The 15,302-nt window shown below is 62.1% G+C and carries 12 protein-coding genes and 1 pseudogene; 5 read left to right on the top strand and 8 right to left on the bottom strand.

Features of this window, described 5'->3' with window-relative positions; translation table 11 throughout:
* The 3 genes from QZ213_RS03010 to QZ213_RS03000 all read right to left on the bottom strand — a co-directional run.
* Positions 1 to 456 (bottom strand): hypothetical protein (locus QZ213_RS03010; RefSeq protein WP_291684564.1); only part of this gene is annotated, 456 nt, incomplete at its 3' end.
* Between the two features lie 323 nt (positions 457 to 779).
* A complete protein-coding gene (locus QZ213_RS03005; RefSeq protein WP_291684563.1) occupies positions 780 to 1,292 on the bottom strand; it encodes a hypothetical protein in 513 nt (170 codons plus the stop codon).
* A gap of 246 nt (positions 1,293 to 1,538) precedes the next feature.
* The gene (locus tag QZ213_RS03000) at positions 1,539 to 2,429 is read right to left on the bottom strand and encodes a hypothetical protein (RefSeq protein ID WP_291684562.1); all 891 of its coding nucleotides are present in this window, start codon (positions 2,427 to 2,429) and stop codon (positions 1,539 to 1,541) included.
* Positions 2,430 to 2,797: 368 nt separating this feature from the next.
* On the opposite strand from QZ213_RS03000, the gene ppsA reads away from it, so the two are divergent.
* A complete protein-coding gene (gene ppsA, locus QZ213_RS02995; RefSeq protein ID WP_291684561.1) occupies positions 2,798 to 5,209 on the top strand; it encodes a phosphoenolpyruvate synthase in 2,412 nt (803 codons plus the stop codon).
* A gap of 21 nt (positions 5,210 to 5,230) precedes the next feature.
* On the opposite strand, the gene QZ213_RS02990 is transcribed toward ppsA, so the two are convergent.
* Positions 5,231 to 6,568, bottom strand: a complete 1,338-nt coding sequence (locus QZ213_RS02990) for an agarase (protein ID WP_291684560.1) — start codon at positions 6,566 to 6,568, stop codon at positions 5,231 to 5,233.
* Between the two features lie 143 nt (positions 6,569 to 6,711).
* Here QZ213_RS02990 and QZ213_RS02985 point away from each other — a divergent pair, with 143 nt between their 5' ends.
* The 3 genes from QZ213_RS02985 to QZ213_RS02975 are packed head-to-tail and all read left to right on the top strand — an operon-like array spanning position 6,712 to position 10,026.
* On the top strand, positions 6,712 to 8,088 hold the full coding sequence (locus QZ213_RS02985) for a GH1 family beta-glucosidase (RefSeq protein ID WP_291684559.1): 1,377 nt from the start codon (positions 6,712 to 6,714) through the stop codon (positions 8,086 to 8,088).
* Positions 8,088 to 9,068, top strand: coding sequence for a glucokinase (gene glk / locus QZ213_RS02980; protein ID WP_291684558.1), 981 nt, complete (start codon positions 8,088 to 8,090; stop codon positions 9,066 to 9,068). The genes QZ213_RS02985 and glk overlap by 1 nt, the downstream gene beginning before the upstream one ends.
* A gap of 7 nt (positions 9,069 to 9,075) precedes the next feature.
* Positions 9,076 to 10,026, top strand: coding sequence for a 1-phosphofructokinase family hexose kinase (locus QZ213_RS02975; RefSeq protein WP_291684557.1), 951 nt, complete (start codon positions 9,076 to 9,078; stop codon positions 10,024 to 10,026).
* A 509-nt stretch (positions 10,027 to 10,535) separates the two neighbouring features.
* Here the strand turns inward: QZ213_RS02975 and QZ213_RS02970 are convergent.
* Positions 10,536 to 11,180: pseudogene (locus QZ213_RS02970) on the bottom strand (BON domain-containing protein); the annotation flags it as partial.
* Positions 11,181 to 11,377: 197 nt separating this feature from the next.
* Here QZ213_RS02970 and QZ213_RS02965 point away from each other — a divergent pair.
* Positions 11,378 to 12,658, top strand: coding sequence for an alpha-glucosidase/alpha-galactosidase (locus QZ213_RS02965; protein ID WP_291684556.1), 1,281 nt, complete (start codon positions 11,378 to 11,380; stop codon positions 12,656 to 12,658).
* A 57-nt stretch (positions 12,659 to 12,715) separates the two neighbouring features.
* On the opposite strand, the gene QZ213_RS02960 is transcribed toward QZ213_RS02965, so the two are convergent.
* Genes QZ213_RS02960 through QZ213_RS02950 form a run of 3 tightly spaced genes read right to left on the bottom strand, consistent with a single transcriptional unit; the run spans position 12,716 to position 15,224 of the window.
* The gene (locus tag QZ213_RS02960; protein ID WP_291684555.1) at positions 12,716 to 13,462 is read right to left on the bottom strand and encodes an endonuclease/exonuclease/phosphatase family protein; all 747 of its coding nucleotides are present in this window, start codon (positions 13,460 to 13,462) and stop codon (positions 12,716 to 12,718) included.
* A 26-nt stretch (positions 13,463 to 13,488) separates the two neighbouring features.
* Positions 13,489 to 14,241 (bottom strand): flagellar type III secretion system pore protein FliP, encoded by a 753-nt coding sequence (gene fliP, locus QZ213_RS02955; protein ID WP_291684554.1) that lies wholly within the window; start codon positions 14,239 to 14,241, stop codon positions 13,489 to 13,491.
* A complete protein-coding gene (locus QZ213_RS02950; RefSeq protein ID WP_291684553.1) occupies positions 14,238 to 15,224 on the bottom strand; it encodes a flagellar biosynthetic protein FliO in 987 nt (328 codons plus the stop codon). The genes fliP and QZ213_RS02950 overlap by 4 nt, the downstream gene beginning before the upstream one ends.
* Positions 15,225 to 15,302: the final 78 nt, after the last annotated feature.

Raw genomic sequence — 15,302 nt, 5'->3', positions numbered from 1 at the left:
CCTTACCCGGACGCCGAAACTCGAAATGTTGCTCGCGATCCCGAGTTTGGTTCCCTGATCGAATACGGACGGATTGAAAATGTCTCCGGACAAATCGATCGATCCATAAAGCGTAACGGTCGTGTTATCGATCAACGGCGTCAACGGGCCCGCTTTTACTGGAATGCCGCCAATCACGGTGGTGGGTGCCGGCGCCGGCGACGTCGCAACGGCCCCGTGCAGAACGGGATTGCCCTTGAATTTCTGTGGATCAGTCACGACCGGTGCGGAGGGAGCAACCATCGCCTGCTTTGCGGCAGACAGGTTTTTGACCTTCGCTCGCAGTTCGGCGTTTTCTTTCTCGATCTTGTCGAGCCGTGCCATCACATCGTCGAGTGTTGCAGACCGTGCTGAACCGCTGAACGAGATCAGGCAGAGAGCGGCGCACGCCGTCCCCGAAAGAAGCTTATTCCTCATGGCTTTTCCCCACCGCTTTGCACCCGTTTCAACTTATGGGCGATGGCAGCGTAAGGTATACCAGATGCCACAAGGAAGGCTTCGCTGGGCCGCACGTCAAAGAATTGTAATCTGTAACAAAAAAGGCACAAAAATACTGTTGCGTTGCAACAACTTACTGGAGACGGGGGATTTCGGCGAAAACAGCCACGGATTTGATAGCTTTTCAAGGGGCTTACCTGAGGCCGAGCAGAGGGAGCCTTCCTCTTGATGCCAGCATTTTTCAATCAAAAATTGTGCATTGCGCAATTGTTTTCCGCTGCCGCGAAGGCGAAATCAATCGGTCAGCTTGCCCAGGGCTTTTCGCCGCGCGCGATGCGGCCGGATATCTCGGCCTGAAAGGCCGGCGGACCGAAAGCAAACCATTCTTCCTTCATCTGGTAGATCAGCAAGCGCTTCTTTTCCGTGCTGAACTTCATCAGCCAGTCGAGCGCTTTCTTCTTTGGCGCTTCTCCGGCTGGGACCAGCACGTCGACCGGCAAGCCGCGCCAGAAAAAGTTCGCCGCAAGCATGATTGCGCCGGACTTGTCCGGACGCATCCAATCAGGCAGCGGACTTGATGCCACCAGCCATCCGCAAATGAATTCGCGGCAGGGGTGCTGGGGACGCTCGCTGTAAATCGAACACGTATTCCCGACACTGAACGGACATGGCTTCCCCGGACGGACGTGGTGTCCACGCACTTCGATCTGCAGCCAGCCATCGCAGCATGCCGTGCAGTTCCCACAGGTTCTCGGGTGTTGCTGATTCAAATTACAGGTGCCGCAGATGGAGAGGCGATGCTCGCTCAATGGCATCGCTAACGCAATAGAACTCTCATCTAGGCCTCCACCAGATGATCAAATGCGTCCCGCCCGACATAGCCGACGATCTGCCAGCGCCATCAAATTAATCGCAAAGCCCTGATTGCCGCGCGGTGACGGCGCCGGGCATCGGTGCCGAACGTATGGCGAAGCCCGCGACGGAAACATTCCAGCTGTCCGGGTCTTCGATACGCGAACTCAAATAGCGAACGACGATCGATCCGGTCGGGACAGATGCGGCTATCGTCCGTCGAACTGATCCGGTCCCATGGCCCAGGGCCATTGGTCGTGGCCGTGCGCGTAAGTGCGGTTGGTCTGCGCCGGATCTCGGTTGATCAGCGGCCGCAGGTACATCGGGTGGGTGGCGCTGCGCACCTCGTGTTCGACCGTGAACAGGTGCCTGCCATCGGCGGGATCGACGATGTCCCGGAAGCGGTATTGGTATTGGTTGTCCTCCTGAAAGACCAGGCCGCGTTCCGTCAGCAGGCGGTAAGGACCCGAGAAGTTCGTGATGTACATCTGCACATGATGGCCGTCGTAGTCCGACTGTGGCCGATCCGTCTCGCGGAACTGCAGATACTGGTCCTTTGCCATCTTCACGCGCGCCAGCCTGCCGTCGCCGTTTTCGAGTTCGGCCGGTATGCCCATGATCTGCGGATAGAAGGCGCAAATGCCTTTCGCCGTTCCGGCCGGGACCTCGAACTCGATATAGGGGATACCGAGCGTAATGCGCCCGAAGCGCGCGGCATCCGGCTCGTAGCAGCGCACGCGATTGCCCCAGGGACAAGTCGCCTCGACGTAGTGGTTGTGCTCGCTGAACGCGAACGCGGTGCCGTCGAGTTTCCCGGCCACCGAGGCGAGCCGGTCGAGCAGGGCTTCGCGGCCCCGGATCACGATTCCGGTATGGCCGCGGAGCACCTGGGCCTGGCCGCTCGGCAGATGAAACTGGCTTCGGCCGACGTTGATCCACATGTTGGTGTCGGACACCATCAGATAGGGGTCGCGGGTAAGGCCGAGGCCCGCGACATAGAACAACGTCGCCAATCGCTGGTCAGGTACCTGGACGTTGACGTGTTCGAGATGGATCGAGTTGCCGAGGTCTTCTGCGGCGCGGTCGAATTGCGGCGGCATGGCTGCGTTCCCCGGCGTGGATGGCGGCACATGTTATAGCGTTTTCGAGCGAAGTGGATACCGGTTCGCGTGAAGAAAACGCGTCAAAACAAGAATCCAGAGCTTCGGTTCTGATTCAATCAGAACCGATCGTGCTCTGGTGCAGGCGCCGGCCCAAACCAACCATTGCGCGACGAAGCCCGGGCAAAACGGCAGTCGTGGCCGCGCAGCTCCGCACCAGGCTTTCCGCCGCCAGCGATCAACGCGAAAGAAGATCAGCTCGCATGGCCGCGACCGGCATGCGTTCGCTTCGGATCCCGTGGCGGGCTCGAATCCGACACCTTGACCTTCATCAATACGCAACAAGTCCGGGGTGATTTATTGTCTGTATGGCAGGATATATCAGGTCGTTCCTCGAAATCGGATTGCAGGACGTCGGGCTGGTCGGCGGCAAGACCGCCTCGCTTGGCGAACTCTATTCAACGCTCGCGTCCGAAGGGGTGGCTGTCCCCAACGGTTTTGCCATCACGGCCGACGCTTACCGGGATGCGCTTTCGCAGCCCGGCGTCGCGGAAGAGCTTCATGGGCTTCTCGACGGCCTCGACAAGCGCAAGATCAAGCGGCTTGCGGCCGTAGCCGCCAAGGCCCGCGAAGTCGTTTACCGGGCGATGGACACGGCGCCGCTTCGCGAGCAGATCCTGGAAGCGTATCGCCAGCTCGAACGGGAGGCTGGGCCTGGCGTCGCTGTCGCCGTGCGGAGTTCTGCGACGGCGGAAGATCTGCCGACCGCGAGCTTCGCGGGCCAGCATGAAAGCTTCCTCAATGTGCGGGGCGCGAAGGACCTGTTCGAGGCCTGCCGGCGCTGCTTCGCCTCCATTTTCACCGATCGCGCGATTTCCTACCGCATCGACAACGGCTTCGATCACTTCAAGGTCTTCCTCTCCATCGCCGTGATGAAAATGGTGCGCTCGGATATCGGAGCCAGCGGCGTCATCTTCACGCTCGATACCGAATCCGGATTCCGCGACGTGGTCTTCGTCACCGGCTGCTACGGCCTCGGCGAAACCATCGTCCAGGGCAAGGTCGATCCCGACGAATTCTACGTTCACAAGCCGACCCTGAAGCAGGGGTTTCGCTCGGTCCTGCGCCGCCAGCTTGGCGGCAAACAAATACGAATGGTCTACGGCAAGCGCGGCGGCAGCCATGCGACGCTGACCCGGAACGTGCCCGATGTCGAGCGGCGCAAATTCTGCATTTCCGATGCGGAGGTGCTGAATCTGGCGGACTTCGCGGTGCGGATCGAGGCGCATTATTCGAAGCATGCCGGCACGGCCATGCCGATGGATATCGAATGGGCCAAGGACGGCTCCGACGGCAAGCTCTATATCATTCAGGCGCGGCCCGAGACGGTGGCCTCGCAGCGTTCGCCGGATGTCTACGAAACCTACGCGCTGAAGGGGCGCGGCTCCGTCGTCGTCACCGGCCGCGCGGTGGGGGAGAAAATCGCCGCCGGGCGCACCCGCCGCATTGCGACCGCGCGAGACCTCTCGGCCTTCAAGCCGGGCGAGATCCTGGTCGCTCCGGCGACCAGCCCGGATTGGGAGCCGGTCATGAAGATCGCGGGCGGCATCATCACCGACAAGGGCGGCCGGACCTGCCATGCCGCCATCGTGGCGCGCGAACTGGGCATCCCCGCCGTGGTGGGCGCGACGCACGCGACCGAGAAACTCAAGACCGGGACGACTGTCACCATCTGCTGCGCCGAAGGCGATATCGGAAGCGTTTATCAGGGAACGCTGGCTTTCGACGTGACGCGAACGCCCGTCAGCGAGCTGAAACAGCCGCATACCGCCATCATGGTCAATGTCGGCACCCCCGAAATGGCATTCCGGACTGCGATGCAGCCGCAATCGGGCGTCGGCCTTGCCCGCATGGAGTTCATCATCAGCGAGCATATCGGCGTGCATCCGATGGCGCTGCTCAAGCCCGACAAGATCACTAACGCCAAGGCGAGAACGGCGATCGCCCGCCTGGTTGAAGGCTACAAGACCCCGGCCGATTTCTTTGTTCAAAAGCTTTCCGAAGGTGTCGGCACCATCGCCGCGGCGTTCTATCCGAAGCCGGTGATCGTGCGGCTTTCCGACTTCAAGACCAACGAATACGCCAGCCTGCTCGGCGGCGAGGCGTTCGAGCCCAAGGAAGAGAATCCAATGCTGGGATTCCGCGGCGCTTCCCGTTACAGCCATCCGGCCTACGCGGAAGGATTCGCGCTCGAATGCGCGGCGCTGCGCCGGGTGCGCGAGAAGATGGGTCTTTCCAATCTGCGCATCATGGTGCCGTTCTGCCGGACCGTCGAGGAAGGCCGGCGCGTGATCGCGACGATGGCGGCCAACGGGCTCAAGCGCGGCGATGGCGGGCTCGAGATCTTCGTAATGTGCGAAATTCCGAACAATGTCATTCAGATCGACGCGTTTTCCGAACTGTTCGACGGCTTTTCCATCGGCTCGAACGACCTCACCCAACTCACGCTGGGGGTAGACCGGGATTCCGATATCGTCGCGTTCGATTTCGACGAGCGCGACCCCGGTATGCTGGAGATGTTTCGGCAGGCCGTGGTGGGCGCCAAGCGCAACGGACGCCACGTCGGCATCTGCGGCGAGGCGCCCGCGAATTATCCGGAGATTGCGCGCTATCTGACCGGGCTCGGAATCGATTCGATCAGCGTCAATCCCGCAAGCGTGTTTCGCACCATGGCGGCGGTGGCGGAGGCCGAAGAAGGTCTGGCGAAAACCAACGTGTGACGGTTTCGGTCGTGGCGGCGGCTAGACGGTTCGCGCGGCTTCCGCATGAAGCTGCTCGGCGGCTTCATTGACCCTGGTCATCGTTTGCGTCAGCTCCGCATAGACCTCGTCCTCGATCGTCACCGTGCCGAAATTGGAATTCTCGCCGTCAAAACGCCCTTCGGCCGGCTGATCGGCATGCTCGAACCAGTGATAGCCGACCACGGCCGGTTTTCGCAGCGCGGCAGAGACATAACGCTCGAAGCATTGGGCGCGCTCGATCTGGCTTTCCACCCGCGGTCCGGCACCATTGGTATTGGGCAGGCCTGAATCGTCACTGCGGAAGGAAAATTCGGAGATCAGGCAGGGTTTGCCGCACGCCGCATAGGCATCGATCACCGCACTGGCGTCGAAATCGTAGCAATTGAACGAGACCACGTCGAGGTAGCGGCCGGCCGCGGCGATGACATTGGGGTGCGGCTGATAGCCGAACCGGGAGCCGATCACGAGATGATTGGGGTCGGCAGCCCGGATGGCCGAGACGCACAACTGGAAATAGGCCTCGGCGACGACGGCGACAAAGGCATCGCAATCGGCGAAAAATGCCGCGCGCGTCGGATTGGCGAGGTTGGCCTTGGTCTCGAGCGCGTCGTTCAGGCCGCCGGGCGCCATTCTGAAGAACGGGGCTTCGACGGGGCCGATGGTTCCGAATTCCTCCCATGATCGCGCGCGTGTATGCCAGACCGCGTTGAATTGCGAAAATTCCCGATAGCGCTCCTCCAACCTCAGGATGGCAGCGACGCGGCCAGGGCGGTGAGAAGGCAGGTTCAGAAACAGCGTCAGAAGCTCGTCGGCGCCGCGCCAATCCGGCGACCAGTACAGTTCGTTGTCGATAAACGTGCCGAGCAACCGGGCCTCGTTGCGCCGCTTCGTGCAATGATTTTTGGCGCTTTCGCGGATGTGACCCGGGAATGCCGGATCGAAGACGTCGGGAAATATCTCGTCGCGCCGATGCAGCCGGAAAGAGGCGCCAAGAGCGGCCGTGGGAGTGCTCGCAAGCGGCGACGATCCTGCAGCGGAGACGAGTTCATCGGACCAGCAGCCGAGCGTGTTGAATTGCCAGCTCGCCAGCCGGTTGGCGGCTGCCGCGCGCCAGTTGTACAGGCTGCCATATTTTTTCCGGCACGCGTCGGCGTACGGCACGCGACCGGTATTTCCGACCTGGTCCTGATCGAAGCGAACGGTATTCACGCCCTTGGAAAGAAAGCGGCCGCCGTCGGGATCGACCAGCCAGAACACACCGTCGCGCTCGCCGACGCGAAAAAAGCCGCTCCCGCGGAAACAGTCATCGGCGATTCCGCCCCATTTGGTTCTTCGCAAGCGCACACTCCAGCGACGAAATAACGAAGCGTCACCTATCGCATCAACCGGTCAGGAACGCTTGATTTGCCTCAAGACGGTCCCGCCATCGGCCGGCCTATTGATATTGTCCGCGCACCTTGCCGGAGCGGAAAGGGTGAACCGTGAATTCGAAAGAAGAGTCGGCAGGCGACCAGGCGCGTCCCTTGAAGCCGGCGTCGGAACTGCCTTCCGTCGCCGGCCTGCGTCCGGATTTCATCTGGGGAGTTTCTACCTCGAGTTTCCAGATCGAAGGTGCTGCGAAAGAGGACGGCCGGGGACAGAGTATCTGGGATGTCTACTGCCGGAACGGGAAAGTAAAGAATCACGACACCGGCGATGTTGCGTGCGACCACTACCATCGTTACCGGGAGGATGTCGCTCTGATGAAACGGCTGGGCGTTCAGGCCTATCGCTTCTCGGTTGCCTGGCCGCGGGTGTTGCCGCAGGGGCGGGGATCCCCGAATGAATTGGGGCTGTCGTTTTATGACCGGCTGATCGATGAACTGCTGGCCGCCGGCATCGAACCGTGGCTGTGCCTGTATCATTGGGATCTGCCGCAGGCCCTGGAGGATCTTGGCGGATGGATGAACCGGGAGTCGGCGGCATGGTTCGCCGACTATGCGACGCTGGTTGCCACGCGTTACGGCGATCGCGTCAAGCGTTTGGCGACGTTCAATGAGCCGTCGATGTTCACCCTGTTCAGCGGTTCCTTAGGGATGCGGGATCGCAACAGCGAAGACGGTCTCCACCGGATGATCCATCACGTCAATCTCGCGCATGGTGCGGCTGTCGATGTGCTCCGCGAAAAAGTCCCCGGCGCGTCGATCGGATGCATTCACAATTACCAGCCCTGTTGGCCCTCGAGCGGGACCGACGCCGACGCGGCGGCGGCTGCGCGCCTCGGTATCTACTGGAACAAGGCGTTCCCCGAACCGCAATGCCGCGGCGAGTATCCGGCGCTGATGCGGCCTGCCATCGATCCGTATATCCAGCCAGGCGACCTCTCGCGCGTTTGCCGTACGCTCGACTGGTTCGGACTCAATCACTACAGCCCGGTCTACGTGAAGGCGCAGGCGAATTCCATGCTGGGGTTCGGGTTCGGCGAGATACCCGCCGGCGTTCCCTTGACGCCGATCGGATGGCCGATCAATCCGGAGGCCTTCGGCGAAACGCTCAAGACCGTCCATCGCGACTACGGTCTTCCGATTTACGTGCTCGAAAACGGATTAGGGGGCTTCGACACGCCCGACGAGACAGGAGCCGTGATCGACACGGAGCGGGTTCGGTTCCTGCGGAGCTACATTGGGGCGATGAATGACTCTGCCATGGGCGTGGATGTTCGCGGTTATTTCATTTGGTCGCTGCTGGACAATTTCGAATGGGAGCAGGGATATGCTAACCGTTTCGGCCTGACCTATATCGACTATCGGTCGCTGCAGCGCATTCCAAAGGCATCGTTCCGCTGGTACGCGGATCTGATCAGGACGGCACGACGGTGATGAAGGCAGCCTCCACACGAAGCATTCAGGATGTGCTGCTCGCGGATATCGGCGGGACCAACGCGCGGTTCGCAGTCCTGGCCGGCGGAAAGGTCGGCAGGCTCGCCCATATGGCCGTGCACGACTACGGCAGCTTTGGCGAGGCACTCGGCGCGTATCTCGGCAGTCTGCCGGAGGCTGGCAAAATCCGCGGCGCGATCCTTGCCGCCGCCGGCGTTATCCAGGACGGCCGCTGCGCGCTCACCAATAGTTCCTGGGTGATCGATGCGGGCGAATTGCGCGCGGCCCATGGCTTTTCCACCGTGCGTCTGATCAATGATTTTGAAGCGGTGGCCTGGTCCCTGCCGGCCCTTTCGCATGATCAGATTTTGCAGATAGGCGGCGGGCAGCCGGTCGCGGGGGCGCCGCTCGCGGCGCTCGGCCCCGGCACAGGCCTTGGCATGGCGGTCAGCGTACCCCACGCCACCGGTCACCTCGTGCTGTCGAGCGAAGGCGGCCATTCGACGATGGCTGGCAGTTCGTCGCGGGAGGACGCCGTGATCGCCTATCTGCGGCAACGGTTCGGGCATGTCTCGGCGGAACACGTTCTTTCCGGCCATGGGTTGGAAAACCTTCACGAGGCGTTGGCTGCGCTGGACAATTTGGCGCTGCCGCGGCGCGCCGCGGCCGAAATCACCCGGGCCGGGATCGAAGGGACGTGTCCGACCAGCCGCGCCGCAGTCGATATGTTTTGCGCGATGCTCGGGACGGTCACCGGCAATCTCGCGCTCACGGTCGGGGCGAGGGGCGGGATATTCATCGGCGGCGGCATTCTGCGTCACATGCCCGAATATTTTGCCCGCTCGCCATTTCGTGCGCGTTTTGAAGACAAGGGGCGGCTCGGCAAATATCTCGAACCGATTCCGGCCTATCTCATTCTGGACGAGGATGCCGCGTTCGTCGGCTTGCGCGCTCTGGCGGAGGTCGAAGCCATTGGCTGATATCCCGATGACCGAGATCGTCACCCTCACCATCAATCCCGCCCTCGACGTCTCGACGTCGGTAAGAAAAATGATGCCGTTCAGCAAAATGCGATGCGCCCCGGCCCATCGTGATCCCGGGGGAGGCGGCATCAATGTTGCCCGGGTTCTCAAGCGGCTCGGCATCGACGCAACCGCCATCTATCCGGCCGGCGGCGCCACCGGGCAGTTGCTGGCTGATCTGGTCGAGCGCGAGGGCGTGCGAAGCATCGTGATTCCGGCTTTGAACGATACCCGGGAGGATCTTACGATCTTCGACGAGACGACCCGCGAGCAATTTCGCCTTGTCTTCCCGGGTGCCCCGCTCAGCGATGTTGAATGGCAGGAGTGTTTGGGATCGCTTGCGCGCATCGCGCCTCCGCCTGTGTTTGTTATTGCCAGCGGCAGCCTGCCTGCCGGCGTGCCGCTCGATTTCTTCGGCAGGGTAGCCCAGGCGTCGAAAGCCCTTAGCAAGGTCATCGTGGATACGTCCGGACCCTTCCTGAAGCCGGCCCTGGAAGCAGGCGCTTATCTCATCAAGCCTAACCTTCGCGAGTTTCAGGAATTGGCGGGGATTGCCTCCACCGATGACGCCGCGCTCATCGAAGCGGGGCGTCGTCTCTTCGAGCGCTATCGCATCGAGATCATTGCCATCTCCATGGGGCCAGAGGGCGCGCTCTTGGTCACGCGTGACACGGCATTGCGTGCCAATGGCTTTCCCATCGAGCCCATCAGCGTTTCCGGCGCCGGCGACAGTTTTCTGGGAGCAATGATATGGAGTCTGGCGAATGACAGCAGCCTCGATAGGGCGATACGCTACGGCGTTGCCGGCGGCTCTGCCGCGCTACTCAATCCCGGGACGGAGCTTTGCCGCCCCGAGGAGGTTCATCGCCTTGCCGCTGAGGTGATCGTGACAGCGCTCGATCGCGATTATCGTTAGTCGGGAAACTGACCCGGACCGGCTGGGCCCGGGTTTTTTCTCGCCGCAGGGCGCGGAGCCATGGCACCGAGCAGCATCTCGATCCGGCCATTGCCCCACAGCGGCAGCAGGAGGCGCGCGTAGCCGTCCGGACGCCCGGCATCCGCTGTTCCGGACGCCGATTGACGATAGTAAGTGGGCGCGCCGCTCTCGACCGTCGCCTTGCATTGCAAGGTCAGCTCGTCGAACGGTGCGTGAAGATCGATTTCGTCCAGGAAACTGGTGCCGGTCGCTCCGCCGTACCAATTGACGACGTCCGCTCCCGTGACGTCGAACCGGAACCGAAGCGGGTCTTCAAAAACGCCGATCAGCATCGATTCCCGCCCGAGCCGCGATCGTAACGATATTTTGACGTCGTCCCAGAACGGCACGTCGTTGTCGCCACGTTTCAGGCCATTCCAGTACGCCTGGATGCGACCGAGATCCGGCTCAAGGTCGACGGGAAGGGGATAGCTGCGCACACCTCCCGTCATCGTCAGACGGTCTTCGACGGACGCGACCCCGGGGGCCGACCACGCCGCGTCCTCGATCGCGCGGCGTTCGCTCCAGTTGCCCACGGTGCCCGCAAGAACGACCCTGTTGCCGTTCTCAACGCTGACGCTGATCGCATTCGCATCAATCTCGCCATGCCGCTTCAGGGCGGAATCGATCTTGCTCTTCACGTCCGCGGAATCGATGGGGGGCTTGATGGCAATCATGTTGGCGATGCCGCGTACGCCCGATAGTTTGCGAATATCATCTTCCGCGGAAATTTTCTCGAAATACCAGTTCACGTTGCCGCTCAACGTGACCCATCCCTCATGAACCAGGACGTCGACCGCGTTGGGCGGGACAAGGACATCCCACTTCAGAATATCGCGGGCACGCTTGGCGATCTGATCATCCGTCGTCTTCTTTTCGTACGGACAGTGCACTTCGATATTCTCGGCGATGGCGTGCACGCCCTTGACACGGCGGGCCGCGGCGATGGCGGCGAGCTTTTCGGCATAGCTTTCGACATGCCCACCGAGGGTCACGACGCCCTTGTCGACAGCAACGCCAATGTGTTCGCCGCCGAAGCTTGGATCAAATTCAAGCTCTGCAATGATGTCTTGCCGGAGCTGCGAGTCGGTCATCATCTTTCCTCCAAGGATGGTTGGATGAAACTGCGCTTTCGGGGAGATCACCTTGATCCGCATCAAGGTCGGTGCATGGTGTTCGAGTAGTTATATTTTCGTAACAAACGCCGAGGGCATCCGATCGCAATCAAGCGTTAGGCAGTCCGGTCCGGAGCAGCCAGAACGGCCGCGCCAAGCGGCGCCAAAGGATCGACATGACGGCGGTTGCCAAAATCGTGTTTCTCGGCGCAAGCAGTGCATCGTTCGGTCTCAGCATGTTCCGGGACCTCTTCTCCAGTCACGATCTGGCCGGCAGCACCTTGGTCCTGGTCGGCAGGAACGTCGACAGGCTCGCCCGTGCCGAACGTCTCGCAAGACTGCTCAACGAAAAATCCGGCGCGGGGCTGAAGATCGAGAGCACGACCGACTGGCGCGCTGCCTTCGACGGCGCGGAGTTTGTCATCCATTCGACCGCCATCGATCGGAACCGGCTCTGGAAGCTCGATTTCGAGGTGCCGCGCAAATTCGGCATTCGTCATACTCTGGGAGAGAACGGCGGCCCGGGCGGATTGTTCTTTACCCTGCGCACCTTGCCGGTGGTTTTCGATTTTGTGCGCGAGATGGAGCGGCGTTGTCCGCAGGCGCTGTTCATCAACTTTTCCAATCCGGAAAGCCGCATCGTCCTGGCCCTGGGGCAATACAGCAAGATCCGCACCATCGGTCTGTGCCACGGTATCTTCATGGCGCGGGACCAGGTCGCCTCGATCCTTGGATTGCCTCCGGAACGGGTGGAGGTGTCGGGCGCGGGTCTCAACCATTTCCAGTGTCTGATGCAGATCCGCGACCGGGAGACAGGGGCCGACCTGTATCCGCTGTTGCGCGAGAAGGAAGAAACCCACGACCCCTTTGTGTCTCCCCTGACACGAAAGCTGTTGCGCGCTTTCGGCTATTGGCTCGGCTGCGGCGATAGCCATGTCGGCGAATACCTGGCATTTGGCTGGGAAGCCGGCGAGGGCGGATACAATTTCGGATGGGACGAAGGCGAGCGGGCGAAGCTGGACCGGCTGATCGACGACATGCTGTCGGGAAGGGTGGAAATTCCGGCGTGGATGCTGGCGCCATCGGGCGAGCGCGCGGTCACGGTCATTTCGGCCGTGCTGCATGGCCGCAAACAGCGCATCGAATCGGGCGTGGTCTATAACGAGAACGCGATTCCGAACCTGCCGGCCGAGTCAGCGGTGGAAGTGCCGGTGCTGATTGATGCCGGCATTCACCCGGTTTCGCTCGGGCCGCTGCCGGGCCCGGTCGCGAAGTTGATGTGCATGCAAGCGAGCGTCCAGCAGCTGGCCGTCGAGGCGGCCGTGCATGCTTCCAAGGAATTGGCCTTGCAGGCGCTGTTGATCGATCCCGTCGTCAACTCCACGACCGCCGCCGTCCAGCTGCTTGACGAACTCTGGGAGATAAACCTGCCCTATATTCGAAAATGTATCGCGTGAACGAGCGATGGATCGCCTGGAATGGCAATTACGGGCGGGTGGGCTGAAAATCCGGCTTTATGCACGACTCCCGATGCCATCGAAGGTCGCGACAACGATATTGTGATCCGACAGATCGCCTGCAGAGAAAACGGAAATATTCACTTCCAGTGGGACGGACGAGCAGAAGAAATCGATGGGCGGCCGGCCATGGTCTTGGGAGTAAGTCCTTTCAAGGCTCGAATAGAAGTAGGGCAGCGCCTGCCGTATCTCCGCAAGATCGCTGCTCGACGGTTCTGCATTGAAATCACCGCACAGGATCAGCGGCCCCTGCGTTGCAAGCGGTCGCAGAAGCCCGGCAATCTTGCCGGCCTGCGATCGCCGCACGGCGGACAATGACCAATCCTTAGTAGCGGCGAGATGGGTATTGCCGATCAATACCGGTCCATCCAACGGCAGCGCAGCGACTTGCAGGATGCGTGGCTCGTTTTCGGCATCGCCGACTGAGCCGGTATGCCCTGGACCCAATTGGAACGCGGCCGTTCGAGACGGGGGAATTCTGGATACGATGGCGAGCCCATAATATTCGTTCTTCCCACTGCCCAACTCCTCCGGCGCAAGGGCAGGTGTGAAGTGCCAACAATAACCGGACGTATTTCCCGGTCCGCGACCAAACATGGCTGGAAGGTCAACCGCGGTATCGAGCGAGACTTCCTGCAATGCACATATATCGATGTCCAACTCGGCCATTCTTGCAGCAATCGCATCGTAATTCTTGTTCGATGCAATATTCCACGTGGCTATTCGAAGGTTCTTCTGGCTCACAATGGCTCCACGTAAGGAGGTAGGGGCTACCCGCCGTAGCTCTGCACCAGGCTGCCCGCCACCAGCGACCAGCCGTCAACCAGCACGAAGAAGATCAGCTTGAACGGCAGCGACACCACGACCGGCGGCAGCATCATCATGCCCATCGACATCAGGACCGAGGCGACGACGAGATCGATGATCAGGAACGGCAGGAACAACAGGAAGCCGATCTCGAAGGCGCGCTTCAATTCGGAGATCATGAAGGCCGGTACCAGGATCCGCAGCGACATGTCCTCTGGCGTCGCCGGCGGCGGCTCGCCCGACAGGTCCATGAACAGTTTCAGGTCCTTCTCGCGTACGTTCTTCTGCATGAAGCCGCGCAGCGGCACCGAGGCGCGCTGCAGCGCTTCCTCGACGCTGATCTGGTTGGCGACCAGCGGCTTGATGCCGTCGTCGTAGGATTTCTGCAGCACCGGCCCCATCACGAAGGCGGTCAGGAACATTGCAAGCGCGATGATGACGGAGTTCGGCGGCGCGGTCGCGGTGCCCAACGCGGTGCGCAACAGCGACAGCACGACGACGATCCGGGTGAACGACGTCATCATGATCAGGATCGACGGCGCGATCGACAGCACCGTGAGCAGCGCGATCAGCTGGATCGCGCGCTCGGTCACGCCGCCATTGCCGGCACCGAGATTGATGCTGATGTCCTGCGCGAACGCCGGCGCCGCCAGCGAACCGGCGGTGATCAGAGTGGCAAAAAATAGAACTCTACGCGGGAAGCTCGCCGATCTCACGAAGGGGTCTTCGGACGGCCCAGCAAGGACGCCATCTCGTCTTCGAGATTTTCAAAGCCGCTCTTCGGCGAGGGCGGGGCAACCGGCGGTGCCGCCGGCGGCTCGCTGCGGTTGGCTCGGGCGGGCGGCTCGGGCGCAACCGGCGGCGCGCCGACCCGCGGTTCGGCGGCTTCGCCGCCGGGCCGGCGAAGGGCGGCCTCCAGCCGTTGCGCCATCTCGGCCAGATTTTGGTCAGCTGCCGACATCGCAGGGGTCGGCGGCGGTGGCGGGGCGGCGGGCCGTTCCGCAGCCCGGACCGGAGGCGCTGGCTTCGGCGCTTCGCTCGGACGTGGCGGTCGCGGCATCATGGGTTCGCTGCGCGAGGTCACGCGCGAGGGCATCGGCTCGGGGCGCAGGTCGGGGCGGGGCTCCGGACGGCCGCCCAGCGGGCTGCCGAGCGGCTCCGGGGCAAAGCCGGCCAGCGGGTCGATGCGCATCGGTTCATTGCGCATGGCTTCGCCGCGTCGTTCGGCCAGCGTCGGCGCCGGACGGCGGACTTCTTCGGCAAAGGAGGGACGGACCGGCCGCGGCGGCGGCTCGGGCATTTGCGGCTCGGCATGATCGAAGCCCGGCCCCTCGCTGTCGGTCCAGGCCGTGTCGGGCAGCGGCGCCACCCGGGGCGCCGGCGGTTCGGCGGCGGCAACCCCGGCGGGCCGTTGCGGCAACTGCTCCCGTCCGGGCATCGCGCGCACGATATTGGGTTCCACGACGATATCGGTCGGGCCGCCGATCATCAGCAGATGTTCGACATTGTCGCGCCTCACCAGCACCAGCCGGCGGCGGCCATCCACGGCGGCGGCATCGATCACGGCCAGCCGCGGCATCCGCCCCCGATTCGTGTTGGTGCCGAGGCGGTTGCCGGCGAATCGGCGAACCAGCCAGGCGGCGAGCCCGATCAGAGCCAGGACGGCCACGAATGCGAAGAAGAATGTCAGTGCCTGCATGTGTGTCCCCGGCAAATAGCGTGTTCTTGTCTCTTTCTTTCGTCGCACGCGGATCGGAATCGACACAACCGACGGCGA

Origin of the sequence: Bradyrhizobium sp. (assembly GCF_017881085.1) — a bacterium.
Taxonomy (GTDB): Bacteria; Pseudomonadota; Alphaproteobacteria; order Rhizobiales; family Xanthobacteraceae; genus Bradyrhizobium.
Note: the sequence above shows the minus strand (reverse complement) of the source record. Positions and strands in the feature narration are given on the sequence as shown.

Bases quoted from the DNA above. Each gene is read 5' to 3' on its own strand.
- QZ213_RS03005 (WP_291684563.1), bottom strand. From the start codon at position 1,292: ATGCCATTGAGCGAGCATCGCCTCTCCATCTGCGGCACCTGTAATTTG.
- ppsA (WP_291684561.1), top strand. From the start codon at position 2,798: ATGGCAGGATATATCAGGTCGTTCCTCGAAATCGGATTGCAGGACGTC.
- QZ213_RS02965 (WP_291684556.1), top strand. From the start codon at position 11,378: ATGACGGCGGTTGCCAAAATCGTGTTTCTCGGCGCAAGCAGTGCATCG.
- QZ213_RS03000 (WP_291684562.1), bottom strand. From the start codon at position 2,429: ATGCCGCCGCAATTCGACCGCGCCGCAGAAGACCTCGGCAACTCGATC.
- glk (WP_291684558.1), top strand. From the start codon at position 8,088: ATGAAGGCAGCCTCCACACGAAGCATTCAGGATGTGCTGCTCGCGGAT.
- QZ213_RS02950 (WP_291684553.1), bottom strand. From the start codon at position 15,224: ATGCAGGCACTGACATTCTTCTTCGCATTCGTGGCCGTCCTGGCTCTG.
- QZ213_RS02975 (WP_291684557.1), top strand. From the start codon at position 9,076: ATGACCGAGATCGTCACCCTCACCATCAATCCCGCCCTCGACGTCTCG.